Raw genomic sequence first — 16,836 nt, forward strand, 5'->3', positions numbered from 1 at the left:
AAAGACCGGAAAAAGCCTTCCCGGGACCCCTTTTTGTATGCAAAAAGAAAAATGAAAAAGCAGAAATAAAGGCGAAAATCTTTTCTGGAAAAAAATAAAAATATTTTTAAAAAAAGTGTTGACAAAAAGTGGGTTATCATGTAGAATACTCTTTGTTGCGAGGGAAGTCGCAAGGATGTGCGTTTAGCTCAGCTGGATAGAGCGTTTGGCTACGGACCAAAAGGTCGGGGGTTCGAATCCTCTAACGCACGCTAATAATTATGAGAGTCTTGATTTTTCAAGGCTCTTTTTGTTTTTACATTTTATAACAAATAGGTGATAAAAAGTATTACCTGAAAAATGAAGAAAGGAGATTCTCTTCTTCTTGTAAATCACGCTCATCGGATTCGCTGAGAGGCGTGATCATACTAAAATTTTTTTGATGGATACTTGACAGAATAAGTAAAGTTTAATATAATGAACAATGTTCAAATTGAAGTTACTGATGATGAAGAAAGGAAGCCGGGAATGAAAAAAATATTAAATACTTCTATGGTTTATTTTATCCTTGCTGCGGCAGCAGGCGTGTTTTACAGAGAGTTTACAAAATTTAACGGATATACAGGAGAAACGGCACTGAGTTATGCTCATACTCACTTATTTGTGCTTGGAATGTTTGCGTTTCTTATTATAGCGTTATTTGGATGCCAGAAGCCGGAATTATTTGAGCAGAGTACCTTTAAGAAATTTTTTATTTTGTATAATATTTCCTTGCCGTTTATGGCGGTTATGCTTCTTGTGAGAGGCATTGTTCAGGTTCAGGGTACAGAGCTTACAAAGGCGGCAGACGCTATGATCTCAGGTTTTGCGGGAATTTCCCATATTTTAATTGGAATTGCCGTTCTGGTACTGTTCCGATCTCTGAAGAAATGTTTTGAGAATTGATGCCTGGATATTTGTATTTGATTCCTTCTGCGCATTACATAAAGATAAATAACCGGGAAATTTGTTTGATATAGCTATAAAATGAAAATACAGGATGCAGTGTTGAAAAACTGTTTCCTGTATTTTTTTATATGGATTTGACCTGTTCAAAACACTTAATGTCGCAAAGGCAGATGTATTCCTGCAGATCTAAGAGGCTATGGGGATATTTATATGATTACCTGACATAGAACCATTTATGGATACCAGAGAACAGTTTATCTCTTCATGTAAAGGAGATTGTAATTGATAAGATTAACCGATATAATAAAGAGAGATTTGTGTTTTCCGGAGGAATTAGAAGATGGATGATTTTGACAGGATAATGAAAATCATAAAAAGACAGGGGAGGAAGAGAAGATGCTGAAAAATAAGTATCTTTCAGAAGTAAATCTGGATGACAGATTTGAATTAAGGGAAATCAGACCAGGGGAGGCTGTGGAAGCAGCGGGAGTTGAAAAAGCCTGTTTTCCTCCAAGTGAGGCCTGCTCTGAAAAAATGATGGTAGAACGTGCTGTAAAGGCGCCGGAGTATTTTCTTGTGGCAGTTGACAGACAAACAGGAAAAATTGCAGGGATTCTGAATGGACTTGCCACAGATGAAACGACTTTCAGAGATGAGTTTTTTACAAATGCAGAGCTTCATACACCGGAAGGAAAAACGGTCATGCTTCTTGGACTTGCGGTTCTTCCTGAATACCGGGGAGAGGGGCTTGCCAGAGCGCTTATGTACAGATATCTGTGCAGAATGATGCAAAAAGAGAAAGATATGGTACTTCTGACCTGTCTGGATTCCAGAGTACCAATGTATAAGAAAATGGGATTTCATGATAAGGGAGCTGCCAATTCCACCTGGGGAGGCGAAGAGTGGCATGAGATGAACTATCCTGTGGGAATCGGCAAATTGCCTTGAAAACTGTCGGAGAAACCCGTATAATATAAATCAGCGGAAGAAAAATGAACATATATACAGGATCATTTTTTCTCCATAAGTTTCACAGACATGGGGGAATGTTATGAACAAAACAATAACCATCTGTTTTACAAATAATAAGGGTGGAAGCGGCAAGTCCACTACCTGTTCCAATATTGGCGCGGCAATGGCCCGTGCAGGAAAAAAGGTTCTGATGATTGACGGAGATATGCAGCTGAATCTGTCGCTGGCCTTTTTTTCCGAAGACTGGGTACTGGAACAGGCAGCGGGAAATAAGAATCTTTATTATGCCATAAGAGAACAGAAGGATCTGTCAGATTATATTGTACATACGGACTATGACAATCTGGATCTGGTTCCTTCCTCTACACTGATGAGTTCTATAGAGTATGAGCTGTTTACAAAATGGCAGAGAGAATTTATCCTAAAAAAATGTATTCAGAATGTAAAAGACTCAGGCGTTTATGATTATATTCTGATCGATGCGCCGCCGACTCTGGGAGGCTGGGTCATGAATATCCTGTGTGCATCGGATCAGGTGGTTGTTCCTGTGGAGGCAAGTCCCTGGGGAATGTTTGGTCTGGCAAATATGTTTGATTTTCTCAACGAGGTAAAGCAGATCACGCCGGAACTGAAGGTGGCGGGAATTGCAGTTACAAAGGTGGACACTCGAAAAAATTATTTTAAACAGACAATGGAAATATTGCACGAGATGGAAGAAATCTATGTGTTTGATTCTTTTATCCGGGTAGACAGTTCTGTAGAATGGGCTCAGGATAACAGCGCTCCGGTAGTGGAATACAAAAAATCCAGCAGAAGTGCAAAAGAATATACGGCATTAGCAGAGGAGGTAATGAAACGTGTCAGTAGGTAAGGAAAGTATTAAGCGCGCAGCAAGCGCAGGAGCAAAGAAAACTACAGCGGCAAAGACTGCAGAAGCAGGCGTTAAGAAAACCGCAGAGGTAAAGGCAACAGTTGCAAAAGCAGCGGAGACAAAGGCTTCAGCTGCAGAAAAAACAGCGGGAGCTGCGAAGAAGACAACAGCAGGAAGGGCATCTGGAACCAAAGCGGCAACAGCCAAAAAGACAGCAGCAAAAAAGACAACAACGAGAAAAACCACAGCGGCAAAGGCTGCAGAGAGTGTAAAGACTTCTGTACTTACTCCTGCTAATTCAGAAGAGATTCAGGCAAAATTTATTTCTGATAAGGCAAAACAGCCGGAAAGTGAAAAAGGTCCGGTGCATGTAACAGAAGAGCTTCCGATATATCTTCTTTAATAAAAACTGAAATAAAAAGCTGTCACGGGATCAAGGGAGAGTACTTTTCTGATTGAGAAAAATTACATCTCGGAAACTGATTTTGCGGCAGTTTTTATTTCGTAAAAATCTGGATGGGAGATGGAAAAAGGTGGAAAAAATCAGGCATCAGACGTCGGAAACATTTCGACTCAGCGCACTTCTGGCATTGTCAGGAGGCTTTCAGGATGCTTATACTTATAATGTAAGAGATCATGTTTTTTCTAACGCGCAGACAGGAAATATAGTGCTTATGAGTCAGCATTTTATGATGGGAAAATGGGCGGAAGCCCTGCATTATTTATTTCCTGTAATTGCATTTGCCATGGGAGTTTTTGTGGCAGAGAAAATTCAGCAGAAATATAAATACAGAAGCCGTATACACTGGAGGCAGATTATTGTTGCTCTGGAAATTGCGATTCTTTTTCTGGTGGGATTTATTCCTGTACAGTTTAACATGGCTGCCACCATGCTGGTATCTTTTTCCTGCGCCATGCAGGTTCAGACCTTCCGTAAAGTTCATGGCTACGGCTATGCCAGTACCATGTGTATCGGAAATTTACGGGCAGGAACAGAAAGTCTGGCTGTTTACCTGAGAGATAAAAAGCCCGGAGCGCTTAAAAAATCTGTCCATTATTATGGGATTATTCTGATTTTTGCAGCAGGCGCAGGCATTGGCGGTGTGTTGTCTCTTTATATTGGGCTTAGAGCCATCTGGATATCTCCGGTTCTTCTGACAGCAGCCTGTCTGTTAATGAACTATGAAAAAATATAATCTCATGATATGTGAAAAAGCAGGTGAATCTTAGATAAAATAAACGCATATTTTTTGAAAACAGCAGGTGAGAGTATGGAATTTCAGCATGAACTGATCATTCCCAATGAAGGGCTGCCCTTTAAGATTTTTCTTTTTGAGGGGAGCAAAGGGAACTATATAAGAGAAAAGCACTGGCATACTTCTATTGAGATTTTTGCAGTGATGGAGGGAGAACTGCTTTTTTATATTAATAATGAAAAATATCCTCTTCATGCAGGAGAACTTCTGGTTGTCAATGCAAATGAGATCCATTCGGTCCATGCGTTACAGACAAACAGGACAGCGGTTATACAGATCCCTCTCAGGCAGTTTGAAGGTTATTTTACAGCACAGCAGTTTATCCGGTTTGAAGGCGGCGTACGGGGTGGAAAAGACAGTGACAACCCTTCGGATAAACGCCTGATCGCTCTGGTTCAAAGACTGTATAATGTGTATGCAGAAAAACGGAACGGCTATGATTTCCGTACGATTTCTCTGTATTATGAGCTTCTTTATCTGTTGGTTACGCAGTATCGGGTAACGGAAGTAGAAGAAAAGGAGCTTCGCCATAGCAGGCATCTGAGCGCTCTTTCCAGAATCACAACTTATATGAGAGAGCATTACAGAGAAGAATTGAAGCTTTCGGATCTGGCAGAAATGTTCGGGTATTCAGATGCATATCTGTCAAGAATGTTCCGGGAGTATGCAAAAGTCAATTTTAAGACTTATCTTCAGGACATCCGTACCTCTTATGCCTACAGGGATCTTCTGAACACAGATCATACGATCAGTCAGATTGCTCTGGATAATGGTTTTTGCAGCAGTCGCGGCCTGTCAAAAGATTTCAGAAAGCGCTATGGAATGCTTCCCAGTGAGGTGAAGCGTGAAAAAAAGCAGAAAGCGGCTGACCAGGAAGAGGACAGCTTAGAATAGAAATGTCAAAAAAGTGCTATAAATCAGATAAAAAAAGCGGCGAAAAGCATACCGGTCTGTGGTATGCTTTTTTTAATGAATGAAAGCACCGGACGGTAATCGGACTTTCATGGAGATTGTAAGGAGGAATTACAATGAAAATTCAGAATGTAACAGATGCTTCTTTCAGAAAATACGGAAAAGTGCTGGAAGGCTATGATTTCAGTGGTCTTTTAAAAGAAATGAAGCATATGCCTGTGCCGGAAGACGTGATTTACGTTCCTTCTGTAGATGAACTGGAAGCATTGGATGTGGCAAAAGAGCTTCAGAACAGAGCCTATGGCGGACTGCCGATTCAGATCGGATACTGTAATGGACATAACAAAAAACTGAATGCAGTAGAATATCACAGAAACTCAGAGATCAATGTTGCAGCCACAGATCTGGTTCTTCTGATCGGAGAACAGAAGGACATAGAGGATGATTTTACATATGACACATCAAAAATCGAGGCATTTCTTGTTCCGGCAGGGACAGCCGTTGAGGTATATGCAACAACACTTCATTATGCGCCCTGCAATGTGAAGGAAAGCGGGTTCCAGTGTGTGGTCGTTCTTCCGAAGGGAACCAATACAGAGCTTAATTTCCAGCCGGAAAAAACAGGAGAGGACGCTCTTATCACTGCAAAAAACAAGTGGCTGATCGCTCATGAAGAGGCTGGTATCGAGGGAGCTTTTAACGGACTGAAAGGTGAAAATATCACTCTTGAATAAGGCTTTAAAGTTGGCGGAAACAAAGGATTAAAGAAAATTATAAAGCGATATTTATAAAAATTATATATAACTGTAAAAACTATAGTGTGTAGAAGAAAAATGGAGGAAAAAATCATGAATAATATGCCAGAAGTAAAAGTTGGAATCGTTGCAGTCAGCAGGGACTGTTTTCCGGAAAGCCTTTCTGTAAACAGAAGAAAAGCGCTTGTAGATGCTTACACAAAGAAATATGATGCAAAGGATATTTATGAATGTCCGGTCTGTATTGTAGAGAGCGAAATCCATATGGTTCAGGCTCTTGAAGATATCAAAAAAGCAGGCTGTAACGCTCTTTGTGTATACCTTGGAAACTTTGGACCGGAAATTTCCGAGACACTTCTTGCAAAACATTTTGACGGTCCGAAAATGTTCATAGCAGCAGCAGAAGAGACACAGAATGATCTTTGCCAGGGACGTGGAGATGCATACTGCGGTATGCTGAATGCAAGCTACAATCTGCAGCTTCGCAACGTAAAAGCTTACATTCCGGAATATCCTGTTGGAGACGCTGAGGACTGCGCGGACATGATCCATGAATTCCTGCCTATCGCAAGAGCAATCGAGGGACTGAATAACCTGAAGATCATCAGCTTTGGACCGCGTCCGCTGAATTTCCTTGCATGCAACGCTCCGATCAAACAGCTTTACAACATCGGTGTTGAGATTGAAGAGAATTCAGAGCTTGATCTGTTTGAAGCATTTAACAAACATGCCGGCGACGAGCGTATTCCGGAAGTTGTAAAAGAGATGGAAGAAGAGCTTGGCGCAGGCAATAAAAAACCTGAAATCCTTGCAAAACTTGCACAGTACGAGCTGACATTGAAAGACTGGGTTGAGGAGCACAGAGGATACCGTAAATATGTTGCGATTGCAGGAAAATGCTGGCCGGCATTCCAGACACAGTTTGGCTTTGTTCCATGCTATGTAAACAGCCGTCTTACTGCACAGGGCATTCCGGTTTCCTGCGAGGTTGATATTTATGGTACATTAAGTGAGTTTATCGGAACGGTTATAAGCCAGGATACAGTGACACTTCTGGATATCAACAACTCTGTTCCTAAGGATATGTATAAAGAGTCTATTGAAGGCAAATATAACTATACTCTGAAAGATACTTTCATGGGATTCCACTGTGGAAATACTGCTTCCGGCAAGCTTGTTTCCTGTGAGATGAAATATCAGATGATCATGGCAAGAGCTCTTCCGGAAGAAGTAACACAGGGTACTCTGGAAGGAGATATTCAGCCTGGCGACATCACTTTCTATCGTCTGCAGAGCACTGCTGACAATAAACTCCGCGCTTATATTGCTCATGGAGAGGTACTTCCTGTTGCTACAAGATCTTTTGGTTCTATCGGTGTATTTGCTATTCCGGAAATGGGACGTTTCTATCGTCATGTTCTTATTGAGGGAGGATATCCGCATCACGGCGCAGTTGCTTTCGGACATTATGGAAAAGCTCTGTTTGAGGTATTCAAATACATTGGCGTTCCGGTTGAAGAGATCGGATATAATCAGCCGGCAGGCGTAAGATATCCTACAGAAAACCCATGGGGTTAAGAGGATTCTGGCATAAATGATTGGAAATGCCGAAATACACAGATCAGAATTTTTGCAGCATATAGAAAAAAGTCTGGTTTTATAAACAGCAAAAGATACACGTCCCGGGGAAACCCGGGATGTGTGGTTTAAAATAAAAACCATATTGAAAAATCGTACTGAAATAAAGAAAGGACGAAGAATATGTACTATATTGGAATCGATCTGGGAACCTCTGCCGTAAAGCTTCTGCTTATGGAAGAATCCGGAAAAATCTGTAATATTGTATCAAAAGAATATCCATTATTTTTCCCTCATCCGGGATGGTCTGAGCAGAATCCGGAGGATTGGTTCGCTCAGAGTATGGAAGGAATGAAGGAGCTGACAAAGGATATTGACTGCAAAGAAGTTGCAGGAATCGGGTTTGGGGGACAGATGCACGGTCTTGTAACTCTGGATGAAAACGACCAGGTGATCCGCCCTGCTATTCTCTGGAATGACGGACGTACCCAGGAGGAAACAGAGTATCTGAATAACGAAATCGGCAAGGATAAGCTGTCTGAGTACACTGCAAACATTGCTTTTGCAGGATTTACTGCCCCGAAGATTCTGTGGATGAAAAAAAATGAACCGGACAAATTTGCCCGCATTGCAAAGATCATGCTCCCAAAAGACTACCTTGCGTACTGCCTGTCAGGTTCTTTCTGTACAGATGTGTCCGATGCTTCAGGAATGTTGCTTCTGGATGTAAAGAACCGTTGCTGGTCAAAAGAAATGATGGAGATCTGCGGCGTAAAAGAGGAACAGCTTCCAAAGCTTTATGAGAGCTGGCAGGTTGTGGGAACCCTTAAAAAATCTATTGCAGATGAACTGGGATTTTCCGAAAATGTAAAGGTTGTTGCAGGTGCAGGAGATAATGCTGCCGCAGCTGTAGGAACAGGAACAGTGGGAGACGGACAGTGCAACATCTCTCTTGGAACATCAGGAACTATCTTTATTTCCAGCAAGGATTTTGGCGTTGATGAGAACAATGCCCTGCATTCTTTCTGCCATGCAGACGGAAGCTATCATCTGATGGGATGTATGTTAAGCGCTGCCTCCTGTAATAAATGGTGGGCAGAAGAAATCCTTCAGACAAAAGATTTTGCGGCAGAGCAGGCTCCCATTGACAGGCTTGGAGAGAATCGAGTATTCTTCCTTCCGTATCTGATGGGAGAGCGTTCTCCACATAATAACCCGGATGCAAGAGGCGTGTTCTTTGGCATGTCTATGGATTCCACAAGAGCAGATATGACTCAGGCTGTTCTGGAGGGGGTTGCTTTTGGACTGCGTGATTCTCTTGAGGTTGCAAGAAGCCTTGGAATTAAGATTGAACGTACCAAGATCTGCGGCGGCGGGGCAAAGAGTCCTCTCTGGAAAAAGATCATTGCCAATGTTATGAATCTAAAGGTTGATGTTCTTGAGGTTGAGGAAGGTCCGTCTATGGGAGGAGCCATGCTGGCGGCAGTTGGATGCGGAGCGTATCCGGATGTGGAAACCATTGGACAGAAGCTTGCTCATGTGGTGGATACTGTGGAGCCGGAGCCGGAGCTGGTGGCAAAATATGAGGAACGCTACCAGAAGTTCAGAAAGCTTTATCCCGCAATGAAAGATCTGTTTTAAATTCTGCAAAAGATAATAAGGAGAAAAATAGATTTTAGATGACAGTTTATGGGAGAGCGAATAGAAAAACGCTCTCCCATATGTGTCAGTACTGATATTTTTTTCGGTATTTCAGAAGCATCCATGCAGACAGAAGAACTGCCATCAGCTCAGCAGCAGGATTGGCAAGCCAGATTCCGGTAACGCCTAAAAGGGCAGGAAGCGCCAGAAGGCAGATGATCATAAAGACAAAGGATCTGGTAAAAGCAAGCACTGCAGATATCACACCATTATTCAGGGCAGTAAACATTCCACTGGAAAAAATGTTGAAGCCAATAAATAAAAGTGCAGTAGTACAGATACGGTTTCCGGTAACTGCAAGCTGATAAACCGGAGAGGAAGGCTCAGTAAAAACAGATACCAGAGGTTCGGTGATCAGCAGGGAGATCAGTGCGGCGCTGGCAGAGATTCCGGCAATGATCTTCAGGCTCATGCGAATCAGTTTTTTCAGTTTAAGATGGTTCTGAGCGCCGTAATAATAGCTGATCATAGGCGCAGCTCCATAGGAATATCCGCTGAAAAGAGAGCTGACAAACATCAGTACATACATAATGATAGTAATGGCGGCAACTCCGTTTTCGCCAACATATTTCAGCATGGTCCAGTTAAAAATAAGAGTAGTGATACCGGTTACCAGAGCGGTTGCCATTTCAGAACAGCCATTGGTTATTGTTTTTTTCAGTACAGAGAAACGGTATACAGGTTTTACAAAGTGAAGCATACTTTTTTTCTGAGAGAAAACAATAAATCCGACAGCGGTAGTAACGGAATAACCAATTCCGGTTGCTACAGCGGCGCCTCCGATTCCCATTCCCAGTATCTGTATAAAAACATAATCAAGGATGATATTTGCAATTCCCCCTGCCACAGAACAGATGAAGGACAGGGAAGATTTTCCAGAGGCGATCAGATAAAGAGAAAAATTATTCATTAAAAGAATCGGGACAGTAAAAATCAGGTAATGTCCAAGATAATCTCTGCAATAGCTCATGACCTCCAGAGAAAGCTTCATATTGGAAAAGATTATGTTCATGGCAAAGTATCCGATGGTACCCATAATAAGACCAACCAGTATATTTACAAGTATGAGGCTGGTAAAATCCTGCCGGGCTTCTTTTTCTTTCTTTTCACCCATTTTTTTCATGATAGCAGCGCTGCCTCCGGTAGCCAGCATGGTAGAAACCGCAGTGACCAGAGAAATCACAGGGGCGGTGAGATTAATGGCAGAGAGAGCGTTTGTTCCAATGAGCCTTGATACAAAAAGTCCGTCTACCATGGTATAAAAGGACATAAACAGAGACATGGCTATGGTTGGCAGTGTAAAGAGTATGACATTTTTTAAAGTGACTGGTTTCTGATAGGCGTTCAGAGACCGGTCTTTTGTCTGATTCATAAGATTCCTCCTTGTGTTTTTGTTGTGCATGAGATATCATAAACTTTACAGTAAGTGTAAGGTCAATAGGAGAATATGAAAAAACAGGAAATAAATTTAACAACAGCGCAGTTTGCCGCCATTCATGAGGTGAATCCCAGAACTCTGCATTATTATGATTCTGTGGGACTGTTTTTTCCGGAAAGAAAAGGAGAGAATCAGTATCGTTATTATACCAGCCGTCAGAGTATTGATTTTGAATATATTCGTATGCTGAAAGAGTTGAATATGAGTATCCGCGAAATCCGCTCTTATGTGCAGGAACCGGGGCCGGATAAATTTATGGATCTGGCGGATAAAAAAATAAACGAGATAAACAGAGAAATACAAAAGCTGGAAAAGACAAAAGAAGTCCTGAAGATCAGGAAGGAGCAGCTTGCCGTATGCAGACGCGTAAAGGATGTTCTGATAGAGGTAAAGGAACTTCCGGAAGAACGCAGTCGGGTAATTCCTTTTGATATCAAAGAAGAAAATTTAAAAGATCTGTTTTCCTATGCAAAGGAATGTTGGGGGATTGAACAGTGCAGAATGGGGATCGGCAGCTATATTTCTGTTGATAAGGTAAGAAAAAAACAGTTTGAAAGGTATGACGGAGTTTTTTCTCCTGCGTTGAAAACAGAAAAAGGCGGAGAGGTTCTGATAAGAAAAAAAGGACTTTGTCTTTGCGGATATCAGAGGGGAATCTGGAACAGGCTTCCTGAGCTTTATGAAAAAATGCTGGCGTTTGCAGAACAGAAAAATCTTATATTAAAAGGATTTGCTTTTGAATCTGGTATGAACGATTTTGCCATAGCAGATGAAAACGATTATGTGACGAGAGTGGTGATCCCTGTGGAAGAACCGTTGCTACAGGGCAGATAGATGGAAAATCTGATAAAAATCTGCCACAGCTTTACAGCGTAAATTTAACTTTTATCAGTTCTGACAGATGACTAGAATAGAAAACCGTCCGGAGAGGGTTCGTTTCCGGACGGTTTTCTGTATTACTTATAGATTAACTATGAGTGACCTTTAATTAGAACAGACCTGTGATCTTTCCTGTTTCGTCAACATCGATCTTTTCAGCTGCCGGCACTTTTGGAAGTCCTGGCATTGTCATGATCTCACCGGTAAGGGCTACGATAAAGCCTGCGCCTGCAGAAACCTTCAGGTTACGTACAGTTACCTCAAAGTCTGTAGGAGCGCCCAGTTTTGTCTGATCGTCTGTCAGGCTGTACTGTGTTTTTGCAACACAGATCGGGCAGTTGCCAAAGCCAAGATCTTCAAGCTGTTTTGCCTGCTTCTGAGCGTTAGCTGTAAGAACAACTCTCTTGCCGCCGTAGATTTTCTGAACGATCTGGTTCAGTTTGTCCTCGATAGAACCTTCCAGTTCATATGCATAGGAGAAATCATTTGGTTCTTCAACAAGACGGATCACTTCTTCTGCAAGTTTAATTCCGCCGTCGCCGCCTTTTGCCCATACTTCAGAAAGAGCTACATTTACGCCCATTTCTTTACATTTTGCTTCTACAAGATCAAGTTCTGCTTTGGTATCTGTCGGGAAAGCGTTAATAGCAACAACACATGGAAGTTTGTATACGTTTGTGATATTGCTTACGTGTTTCAGAAGGTTTGGAATACCTTTTTCAAGAGCTTCCAGATTTTCTGTATTCAGGTCAGCTTTTGCAACACCGCCATTGTATTTCAGAGCACGGACAGTTGCAACAACAACAACAGCGTTTGGCTTCAGACCTGCCATACGACATTTGATGTCAAGGAATTTCTCAGCACCAAGGTCAGCGCCGAAGCCAGCCTCTGTAATTGCGTAATCAGCCAGTTTCATAGCCATTTTTGTAGCTGTTACAGAGTTACATCCGTGAGCGATATTAGCGAATGGTCCGCCGTGTACGATTGCAGGAACATGCTCAAGAGTCTGAACCAGGTTTGGTTTCAGAGCGTCTTTCAGAAGAGCTGTCATAGCGCCCTCAGCATGAAGATCGCCTGCTGTTACCGGTTTCTGTTCAGAAACTTTGCCGTAAGTATATCCGATGATGATTCTGGAAAGACGTTCTTTCAGGTCTTTGATATCGCTTGCAAGACACAGAACTGCCATGATCTCAGAAGCAACAGTAATGTCATAGCCGTCTTCACGAGGCATACCGTTGGTCTTTCCGCCAAGACCATCGATTACATTACGAAGCTGGCGGTCGTTCATGTCCACACATCTTCTCCATGTGATCTTTCTCGGGTCAATGTTAAGAGCGTTGCCCTGGAAAATATGGTTGTCGATCATTGCTGCAAGAAGGTTGTTTGCTGCGCCGATGGCATGGAAGTCACCTGTAAAGTGAAGGTTGATATCTTCCATAGGAACAACCTGTGCATAGCCGCCGCCTGCTGCGCCGCCTTTTACGCCGAATACCGGTCCGAGAGATGGCTCACGAAGTGCAACCATAACGTTTTTGCCAAGCTTCTGCATACCATCTGCAAGACCTACAGTTGTAGTTGTTTTTCCTTCGCCTGCCGGTGTGGGATTGATTGCTGTAACAAGGATCAGTTTGCCGTCCTGTTTGTCTGTTTCTTTCAGAAGATTGTAGTCGATTTTTGCTTTGTACTTTCCGTACTGCTCCAGGTATTTGTCATCAATGCCTGCTTTTGCAGCAATCTCGGTAATTGGTTTCATTTCGCATTCCTGTGCGATTTCGATGTCACTCTTGAATCCCATAAGTTTTGTCTCCTTTCATAAACGGAAGCCTGAGCCCGGACAGAAAAAAGCTCCTGTTCGAGTAAAAAAGGGCAGTATCTGAAAGTGTCAAATACTGCCCAGACGGTCGGCTTCACAAATCTCTGACTCCCCTGTGGTTATCCACGTCTCCGCCAGTTGTCAGAGATGTTTTAAATTGATAACAGAATATTACCATAAATACAGGTTCTTGTCAAGAAATTGTCAAAAATATATGTGTTTTTTGTATATATGCTATAAAAATACTGGATAAACTTTATATACATTGCACAAGTAAAGCACGATACGAATGTATTTGTAAACGGGGAGCTTACAGAAAACTATTTGGAAGTTCCGGTAAGCTTTTTCAGAAGCCTGCAGCCGTGGCTATACAGGGAAATGTGGCTTTTGTGAAGGTCGAAGAAATACCCTGTTCCTGTAAGGCTGTCAACAGCAACTGAAAGAAAGGTTGCATTCAGATGAGGATCAATGACAGTTTCTGCAATGGCGCTGTCGGTGGAAATTTCCTTCAGGGCTGTTTTGGTATCTTCTGTTACCCCATTCTGATACATAATGATGATCAGGCAGGCATTCTGCCCATCGCAGTCAGAATTGTTAAAATTATTAATTTCACGGTCAAGTGCTTCGGACAGATCAGAGGAATCTATCAGCTTTATATAATAGCGGACCCAGTCTTTCCAGAAAGAGAATTTTTTTCGGTAATAATAACCGTTTTCATACTGGAATTTATTTTGGCTCAGACTCTGCTGCAAAGTCATTTTGCCCATTGCAGGAAGAGAAGTAAGTTCCTGAGCGCTCAGCTTCTTTTCTTTACGTTCTGCTTCCCATATCAGGGCATAGCTGATATTTTTGAGAATAAGAACAAGTGATATGAAACCGAAGACAGTAAAGCCAACTAGAGCAATTGCATCGCCGTTTTTTACATTATGCTCCTGGAAAAATATCCCGGCGATAATAAAGCCAAAGGCGATAAGGACACTGACGAGCCCGGCAAAAAACATTCTGAGCCCTCTTTTTTCAGAGCGCAGCTGTTCCTGTTCGTCAAAGGATTCAGTTACCTGAGTGTTTTCATCTTTCATATACGGATTCCTCCTGAGTTGTAAGTATAATACTACAATTTTATCACAGAAGATTCTGAAAAGAAAGAATAATACCGGAATTTTTTGAAAAAACTATTTGAAAATAACAGCGCAGCAGGTGGGTTTTCGCATCAGCCTGATCAGAATACTGGATGAGCAGTAACAGATAATATTCAGATAAGTTCGTATAATTGTGAATATCTTGACATTCCTGGAAGGCTATGATATAAAGAAACAGAATTAAGTGCTGATTTTACAGATATCCTGGGATGGCTGTAAGGATCAGTGAAAAGGGAAACGGGTGAGAGTCCCGTGCGGTGCCGCCGCTGTAAGCGCATAAAAGCAGTTTTGTTCCACTGCATTCCATACAGGAAAGCGGGAAGGAACAGAACATGATTGCTGCGTGAAGCCAGAAGACCTGCTTAGTTCTTTTTTGCATCCACGGGCCATGGTCATGCAGAAAACAGAGGGATACTGTATCCATATAAGTAAAACAGACACACTGCAGGCCGTAGGACCGCAGTGTTTTTTTGTGTACAGGATGAGTAAAGATGGGCCAGATTATATTTTCAGGAGGAAAAACAATGTGTAACAAAAAAATGTTCAGTATGATGATGGCTGCGGTTATGACAGTGGGAGTAAGCGCAGGTACGGTATCAGCAGCGACTGATTATGAACCGGTAACCATTACCCTGAATTTACAGCGTTCAGGTCTGGGAGAGAATGTAGAGTATACATTTACGGAAAAGCCGTCCGCAGTAGTGGCTTCCGGAGAACAGATGGCGGATCTTTTCTTTGATCTGGGCCTGGAGGATCAGATGGCAGGATATACAAAAGGAAACTGCTGGAGTACAAAATCAGAATTTCCTGCAAGTGAGAAAGTTCCGCAGCTTTTGGAACCGGGACAGGCTCTTTCCAATATGTCAAAAGAAAAACTTCTGGAAACAGGCTGTGATTTTTTGATTGGCTGGGATTCTGTGTTTGCAGACAAAAGCTTTAACAGAGATTTTTGTGAGGAAAATGGCATTGCCATGTATTTCCCGTATGTATGCTCAGATAAGGCGACCTTTGAGGACCTTTATAAAGACTATGAAACTCTTGGAAAAATCTTTCAGGCAGAGGATGTAGCAGCGGAAAAAGTACAGGCTATGAAGGATAAGATCCAGTCAGTGAAAGAGACTATCGGCGAGGATGCTTATAAAGATCCTGTGGAAGTTTTTGTTTATGATTCCGGTGAGGATGCGCCTTTTACTGCATGCCAGGGAATGCCGGGAGATATTCTGAAACTTGCAGGCGGTATTTCTATTTTTGACGATATTGAAAAAGGATGGGCAACTCCTTCCTGGGAGGAAGTGATTGAGCGTGATCCGGAAGCCATTGTAATTCTGGATTACACAGGTGAGGACGATATTGCTGCCAAAAAAGAATTTCTGGAAACAAGCGAGTATACAAAAGACCTCACAGCAGTAAAAGAAGACAGAATTTATTCCGCAAGCTGCAGTGATATGCAGGGTTCAGCAGGAAGTGCGGCTACAGTGGAGCAGATCGCGCAGCAGCTTTATCCGGATCTGTTTAAATAAGAGGATGCTATGAAAAAAAGAGCAACAGCAGGCGGGAGGAGGCACTTTGCCGTCCTTCTGCTTTTTATATTAGGACTGATCGCTGTTTTTACCTGTATTTCTGTGACCATGGGGGCAGTAGAAATATCACCGGTAAATATTGTGAAGATTATTATTAATAAAAGCTTTGGGCGTGAGATTTTTGATGCAGTGTGGGAGACAAAAACAGAAAATATTATCTGGAATATCCGTTTTCCGAGAGTTCTGATGGCATTTATTGTAGGAGCAGGATTGTCGCTTTGCGGAGTTCTGATGCAGGCTCTCACAAAAAATTCCCTGGCAGATCCTTATGTCCTTGGAATTTCTTCCGGTGCATCGGCAGGAGCAGTCTGCGCTATGGTACTTGGGATGTTCAGCATTTTTGGGGGCTATTCCGTGATTGTGGGCGCAACAGCCGGAGCAGCGCTTTCGATTATTATGTCCATGAAAATCGCTTCTGTTCGGGGGCGTATTACATCCACCCAGCTAGTATTGGCAGGAATAGCTACTTCGGCTCTGTTTTCAGCTATAACAAATTTAATAGTGTATGGCGGGGGCGCCTCTGATAAGACCAAAACAGCGCTTTACTGGATGGTGGGTTCTCTAAGCGGAGCTACTTGGTCCCGTCTGCATTATGTGGCAGTGGTTTTTGTTATTGCAGTGGCAGTGATTTTTCTTTTTGCAAAAGAGCTGGATGTGCTGCTTCTCGGAGATGATGCAGCAGAAAATCTGGGGGTGGATACCCGGAAGTTAAAATGGGTTATTATTGCAGCTTCTACAGTACTTACAGGTGTGGTTGTCTCGGTCAGCGGCGTGATTGGATTTATTGGCCTGGTTGTGCCTCATATGATGAGAAGAGTTGCCGGTTCAGGACACAGAAAGCTGATTCCGCTGGCGCTTCTGGGAGGCGGACTGTTTGCTGTGATCGCGGATCTTCTTTCCAGAGTGATGATCGCTCCGGAAGAATTGCCGGTGGGAGTGATATCCGCCTTTTTTGGAGCACCTTTTTTCCTGTATCTGATCTGGAAAGGGAGCCGAGAGAAAATGTGAGGAGGTT

15 protein-coding genes, 1 tRNA gene and 2 riboswitches are annotated in these 16,836 nt (G+C 42.5%); of the genes, 13 read left to right on the forward strand and 3 right to left on the reverse strand.

Annotated elements, in window-relative coordinates; genetic code table 11:
• The first annotated feature begins 177 nt into the window (after nt 1-177).
• The 10 genes from LU279_RS03485 to xylB all read left to right on the forward strand — a co-directional run bounded on the left by LU279_RS03485 (nt 178) and on the right by xylB (nt 8,912).
• A tRNA-Arg gene (locus LU279_RS03485) sits at nt 178-251 on the forward strand.
• 256 nt (nt 252-507) lie between these two features.
• Nucleotides 508-924 carry a DUF2871 domain-containing protein gene (locus tag LU279_RS03490; RefSeq protein ID WP_274421186.1) on the forward strand — a complete coding sequence of 139 codons (417 nt, stop codon included), beginning with the start codon at nt 508-510 and terminating at the stop codon, nt 922-924.
• A 399-nt stretch (nt 925-1,323) separates the two neighbouring features.
• Entirely contained in the window at nt 1,324-1,875 is a 552-nt protein-coding gene (locus LU279_RS03495) for a GNAT family N-acetyltransferase (RefSeq protein WP_274421187.1), read from the forward strand.
• A 103-nt stretch (nt 1,876-1,978) separates the two neighbouring features.
• Entirely contained in the window at nt 1,979-2,770 is a 792-nt protein-coding gene (locus tag LU279_RS03500; RefSeq protein WP_274421188.1) for a ParA family protein, read from the forward strand.
• Nucleotides 2,757-3,173, forward strand: coding sequence for a hypothetical protein (locus LU279_RS03505; protein WP_274421189.1), 417 nt, complete (start codon nt 2,757-2,759; stop codon nt 3,171-3,173). Before LU279_RS03500 ends, LU279_RS03505 begins: the two co-directional genes overlap by 14 nt.
• 130 nt (nt 3,174-3,303) lie before the next feature.
• Nucleotides 3,304-3,966, forward strand: a complete 663-nt coding sequence (locus LU279_RS03510) for a YoaK family protein (protein WP_274421190.1) — start codon at nt 3,304-3,306, stop codon at nt 3,964-3,966.
• Nucleotides 3,967-4,041: 75 nt separating this feature from the next.
• Complete coding sequence (locus tag LU279_RS03515; RefSeq protein ID WP_274421191.1) at nt 4,042-4,920, forward strand: helix-turn-helix transcriptional regulator; 879 nt, start codon at nt 4,042-4,044, stop codon at nt 4,918-4,920.
• A 134-nt stretch (nt 4,921-5,054) separates the two neighbouring features.
• A complete protein-coding gene (locus LU279_RS03520; protein WP_274421192.1) occupies nt 5,055-5,672 on the forward strand; it encodes a DUF4867 family protein in 618 nt (205 codons plus the stop codon).
• Nucleotides 5,673-5,786: 114 nt separating this feature from the next.
• Nucleotides 5,787-7,271, forward strand: a complete 1,485-nt coding sequence (locus LU279_RS03525; RefSeq protein WP_274421193.1) for an L-fucose/L-arabinose isomerase family protein — start codon at nt 5,787-5,789, stop codon at nt 7,269-7,271.
• Nucleotides 7,272-7,454: 183 nt separating this feature from the next.
• Nucleotides 7,455-8,912: a xylulokinase gene (xylB, locus tag LU279_RS03530; RefSeq protein ID WP_274421194.1), complete on the forward strand. Its 1,458-nt coding sequence runs from the start codon at nt 7,455-7,457 to the stop codon at nt 8,910-8,912.
• A gap of 85 nt (nt 8,913-8,997) precedes the next feature.
• Here xylB and LU279_RS03535 read toward each other — a convergent pair whose 3' ends face one another.
• A complete protein-coding gene (locus LU279_RS03535) occupies nt 8,998-10,344 on the reverse strand; it encodes an MATE family efflux transporter (RefSeq protein ID WP_274421195.1) in 1,347 nt (448 codons plus the stop codon).
• Nucleotides 10,345-10,419: 75 nt separating this feature from the next.
• Between LU279_RS03535 and LU279_RS03540 the strand changes: the two genes are divergently transcribed.
• Entirely contained in the window at nt 10,420-11,244 is an 825-nt protein-coding gene (locus LU279_RS03540; RefSeq protein WP_274421196.1) for a MerR family transcriptional regulator, read from the forward strand.
• 154 nt (nt 11,245-11,398) lie between these two features.
• On the opposite strand, the gene LU279_RS03545 is transcribed toward LU279_RS03540, so the two are convergent.
• Nucleotides 11,399-13,084 carry a formate--tetrahydrofolate ligase gene (locus LU279_RS03545; protein WP_274421197.1) on the reverse strand — a complete coding sequence of 562 codons (1,686 nt, stop codon included), beginning with the start codon at nt 13,082-13,084 and terminating at the stop codon, nt 11,399-11,401.
• Between the two features lie 89 nt (nt 13,085-13,173).
• A riboswitch (ZMP/ZTP riboswitch) is annotated at nt 13,174-13,254 on the reverse strand.
• A 168-nt stretch (nt 13,255-13,422) separates the two neighbouring features.
• On the reverse strand, nt 13,423-14,181 hold the full coding sequence (locus tag LU279_RS03550; RefSeq protein ID WP_274421198.1) for a hypothetical protein: 759 nt from the start codon (nt 14,179-14,181) through the stop codon (nt 13,423-13,425).
• 238 nt (nt 14,182-14,419) lie between these two features.
• A riboswitch (cobalamin riboswitch) is annotated at nt 14,420-14,609 on the forward strand.
• A 156-nt stretch (nt 14,610-14,765) separates the two neighbouring features.
• On the opposite strand from LU279_RS03550, the gene LU279_RS03555 reads away from it, so the two are divergent.
• On the forward strand, nt 14,766-15,761 hold the full coding sequence (locus LU279_RS03555) for an ABC transporter substrate-binding protein (RefSeq protein WP_274421199.1): 996 nt from the start codon (nt 14,766-14,768) through the stop codon (nt 15,759-15,761).
• A gap of 9 nt (nt 15,762-15,770) precedes the next feature.
• Complete coding sequence (locus LU279_RS03560) at nt 15,771-16,829, forward strand: FecCD family ABC transporter permease (RefSeq protein WP_274421200.1); 1,059 nt, start codon at nt 15,771-15,773, stop codon at nt 16,827-16,829.
• Nucleotides 16,830-16,836: the final 7 nt, after the last annotated feature.

Source organism: Blautia sp. XA-2221 (assembly GCF_028767025.1).
Lineage (GTDB): Bacteria > Bacillota > Clostridia > Lachnospirales > Lachnospiraceae > Blautia_A.

What these genes read in the sequence shown, in the direction of transcription:
- LU279_RS03545 (WP_274421197.1), bottom strand. Translation starts at nt 13,084, where the DNA reads ATGGGATTCAAGAGTGACATCGAAATCGCACAGGAATGCGAAATGAAA.
- LU279_RS03560 (WP_274421200.1), top strand. Translation starts at nt 15,771, where the DNA reads ATGAAAAAAAGAGCAACAGCAGGCGGGAGGAGGCACTTTGCCGTCCTT.
- LU279_RS03525 (WP_274421193.1), top strand. Translation starts at nt 5,787, where the DNA reads ATGAATAATATGCCAGAAGTAAAAGTTGGAATCGTTGCAGTCAGCAGG.
- LU279_RS03535 (WP_274421195.1), bottom strand. Translation starts at nt 10,344, where the DNA reads ATGAATCAGACAAAAGACCGGTCTCTGAACGCCTATCAGAAACCAGTC.
- LU279_RS03500 (WP_274421188.1), top strand. Translation starts at nt 1,979, where the DNA reads ATGAACAAAACAATAACCATCTGTTTTACAAATAATAAGGGTGGAAGC.
- LU279_RS03490 (WP_274421186.1), top strand. Translation starts at nt 508, where the DNA reads ATGAAAAAAATATTAAATACTTCTATGGTTTATTTTATCCTTGCTGCG.
- LU279_RS03540 (WP_274421196.1), top strand. Translation starts at nt 10,420, where the DNA reads ATGAAAAAACAGGAAATAAATTTAACAACAGCGCAGTTTGCCGCCATT.
- LU279_RS03555 (WP_274421199.1), top strand. Translation starts at nt 14,766, where the DNA reads ATGTGTAACAAAAAAATGTTCAGTATGATGATGGCTGCGGTTATGACA.
- xylB (WP_274421194.1), top strand. Translation starts at nt 7,455, where the DNA reads ATGTACTATATTGGAATCGATCTGGGAACCTCTGCCGTAAAGCTTCTG.
- LU279_RS03495 (WP_274421187.1), top strand. Translation starts at nt 1,324, where the DNA reads ATGCTGAAAAATAAGTATCTTTCAGAAGTAAATCTGGATGACAGATTT.
- LU279_RS03550 (WP_274421198.1), bottom strand. Translation starts at nt 14,181, where the DNA reads ATGAAAGATGAAAACACTCAGGTAACTGAATCCTTTGACGAACAGGAA.
- LU279_RS03520 (WP_274421192.1), top strand. Translation starts at nt 5,055, where the DNA reads ATGAAAATTCAGAATGTAACAGATGCTTCTTTCAGAAAATACGGAAAA.
- LU279_RS03515 (WP_274421191.1), top strand. Translation starts at nt 4,042, where the DNA reads ATGGAATTTCAGCATGAACTGATCATTCCCAATGAAGGGCTGCCCTTT.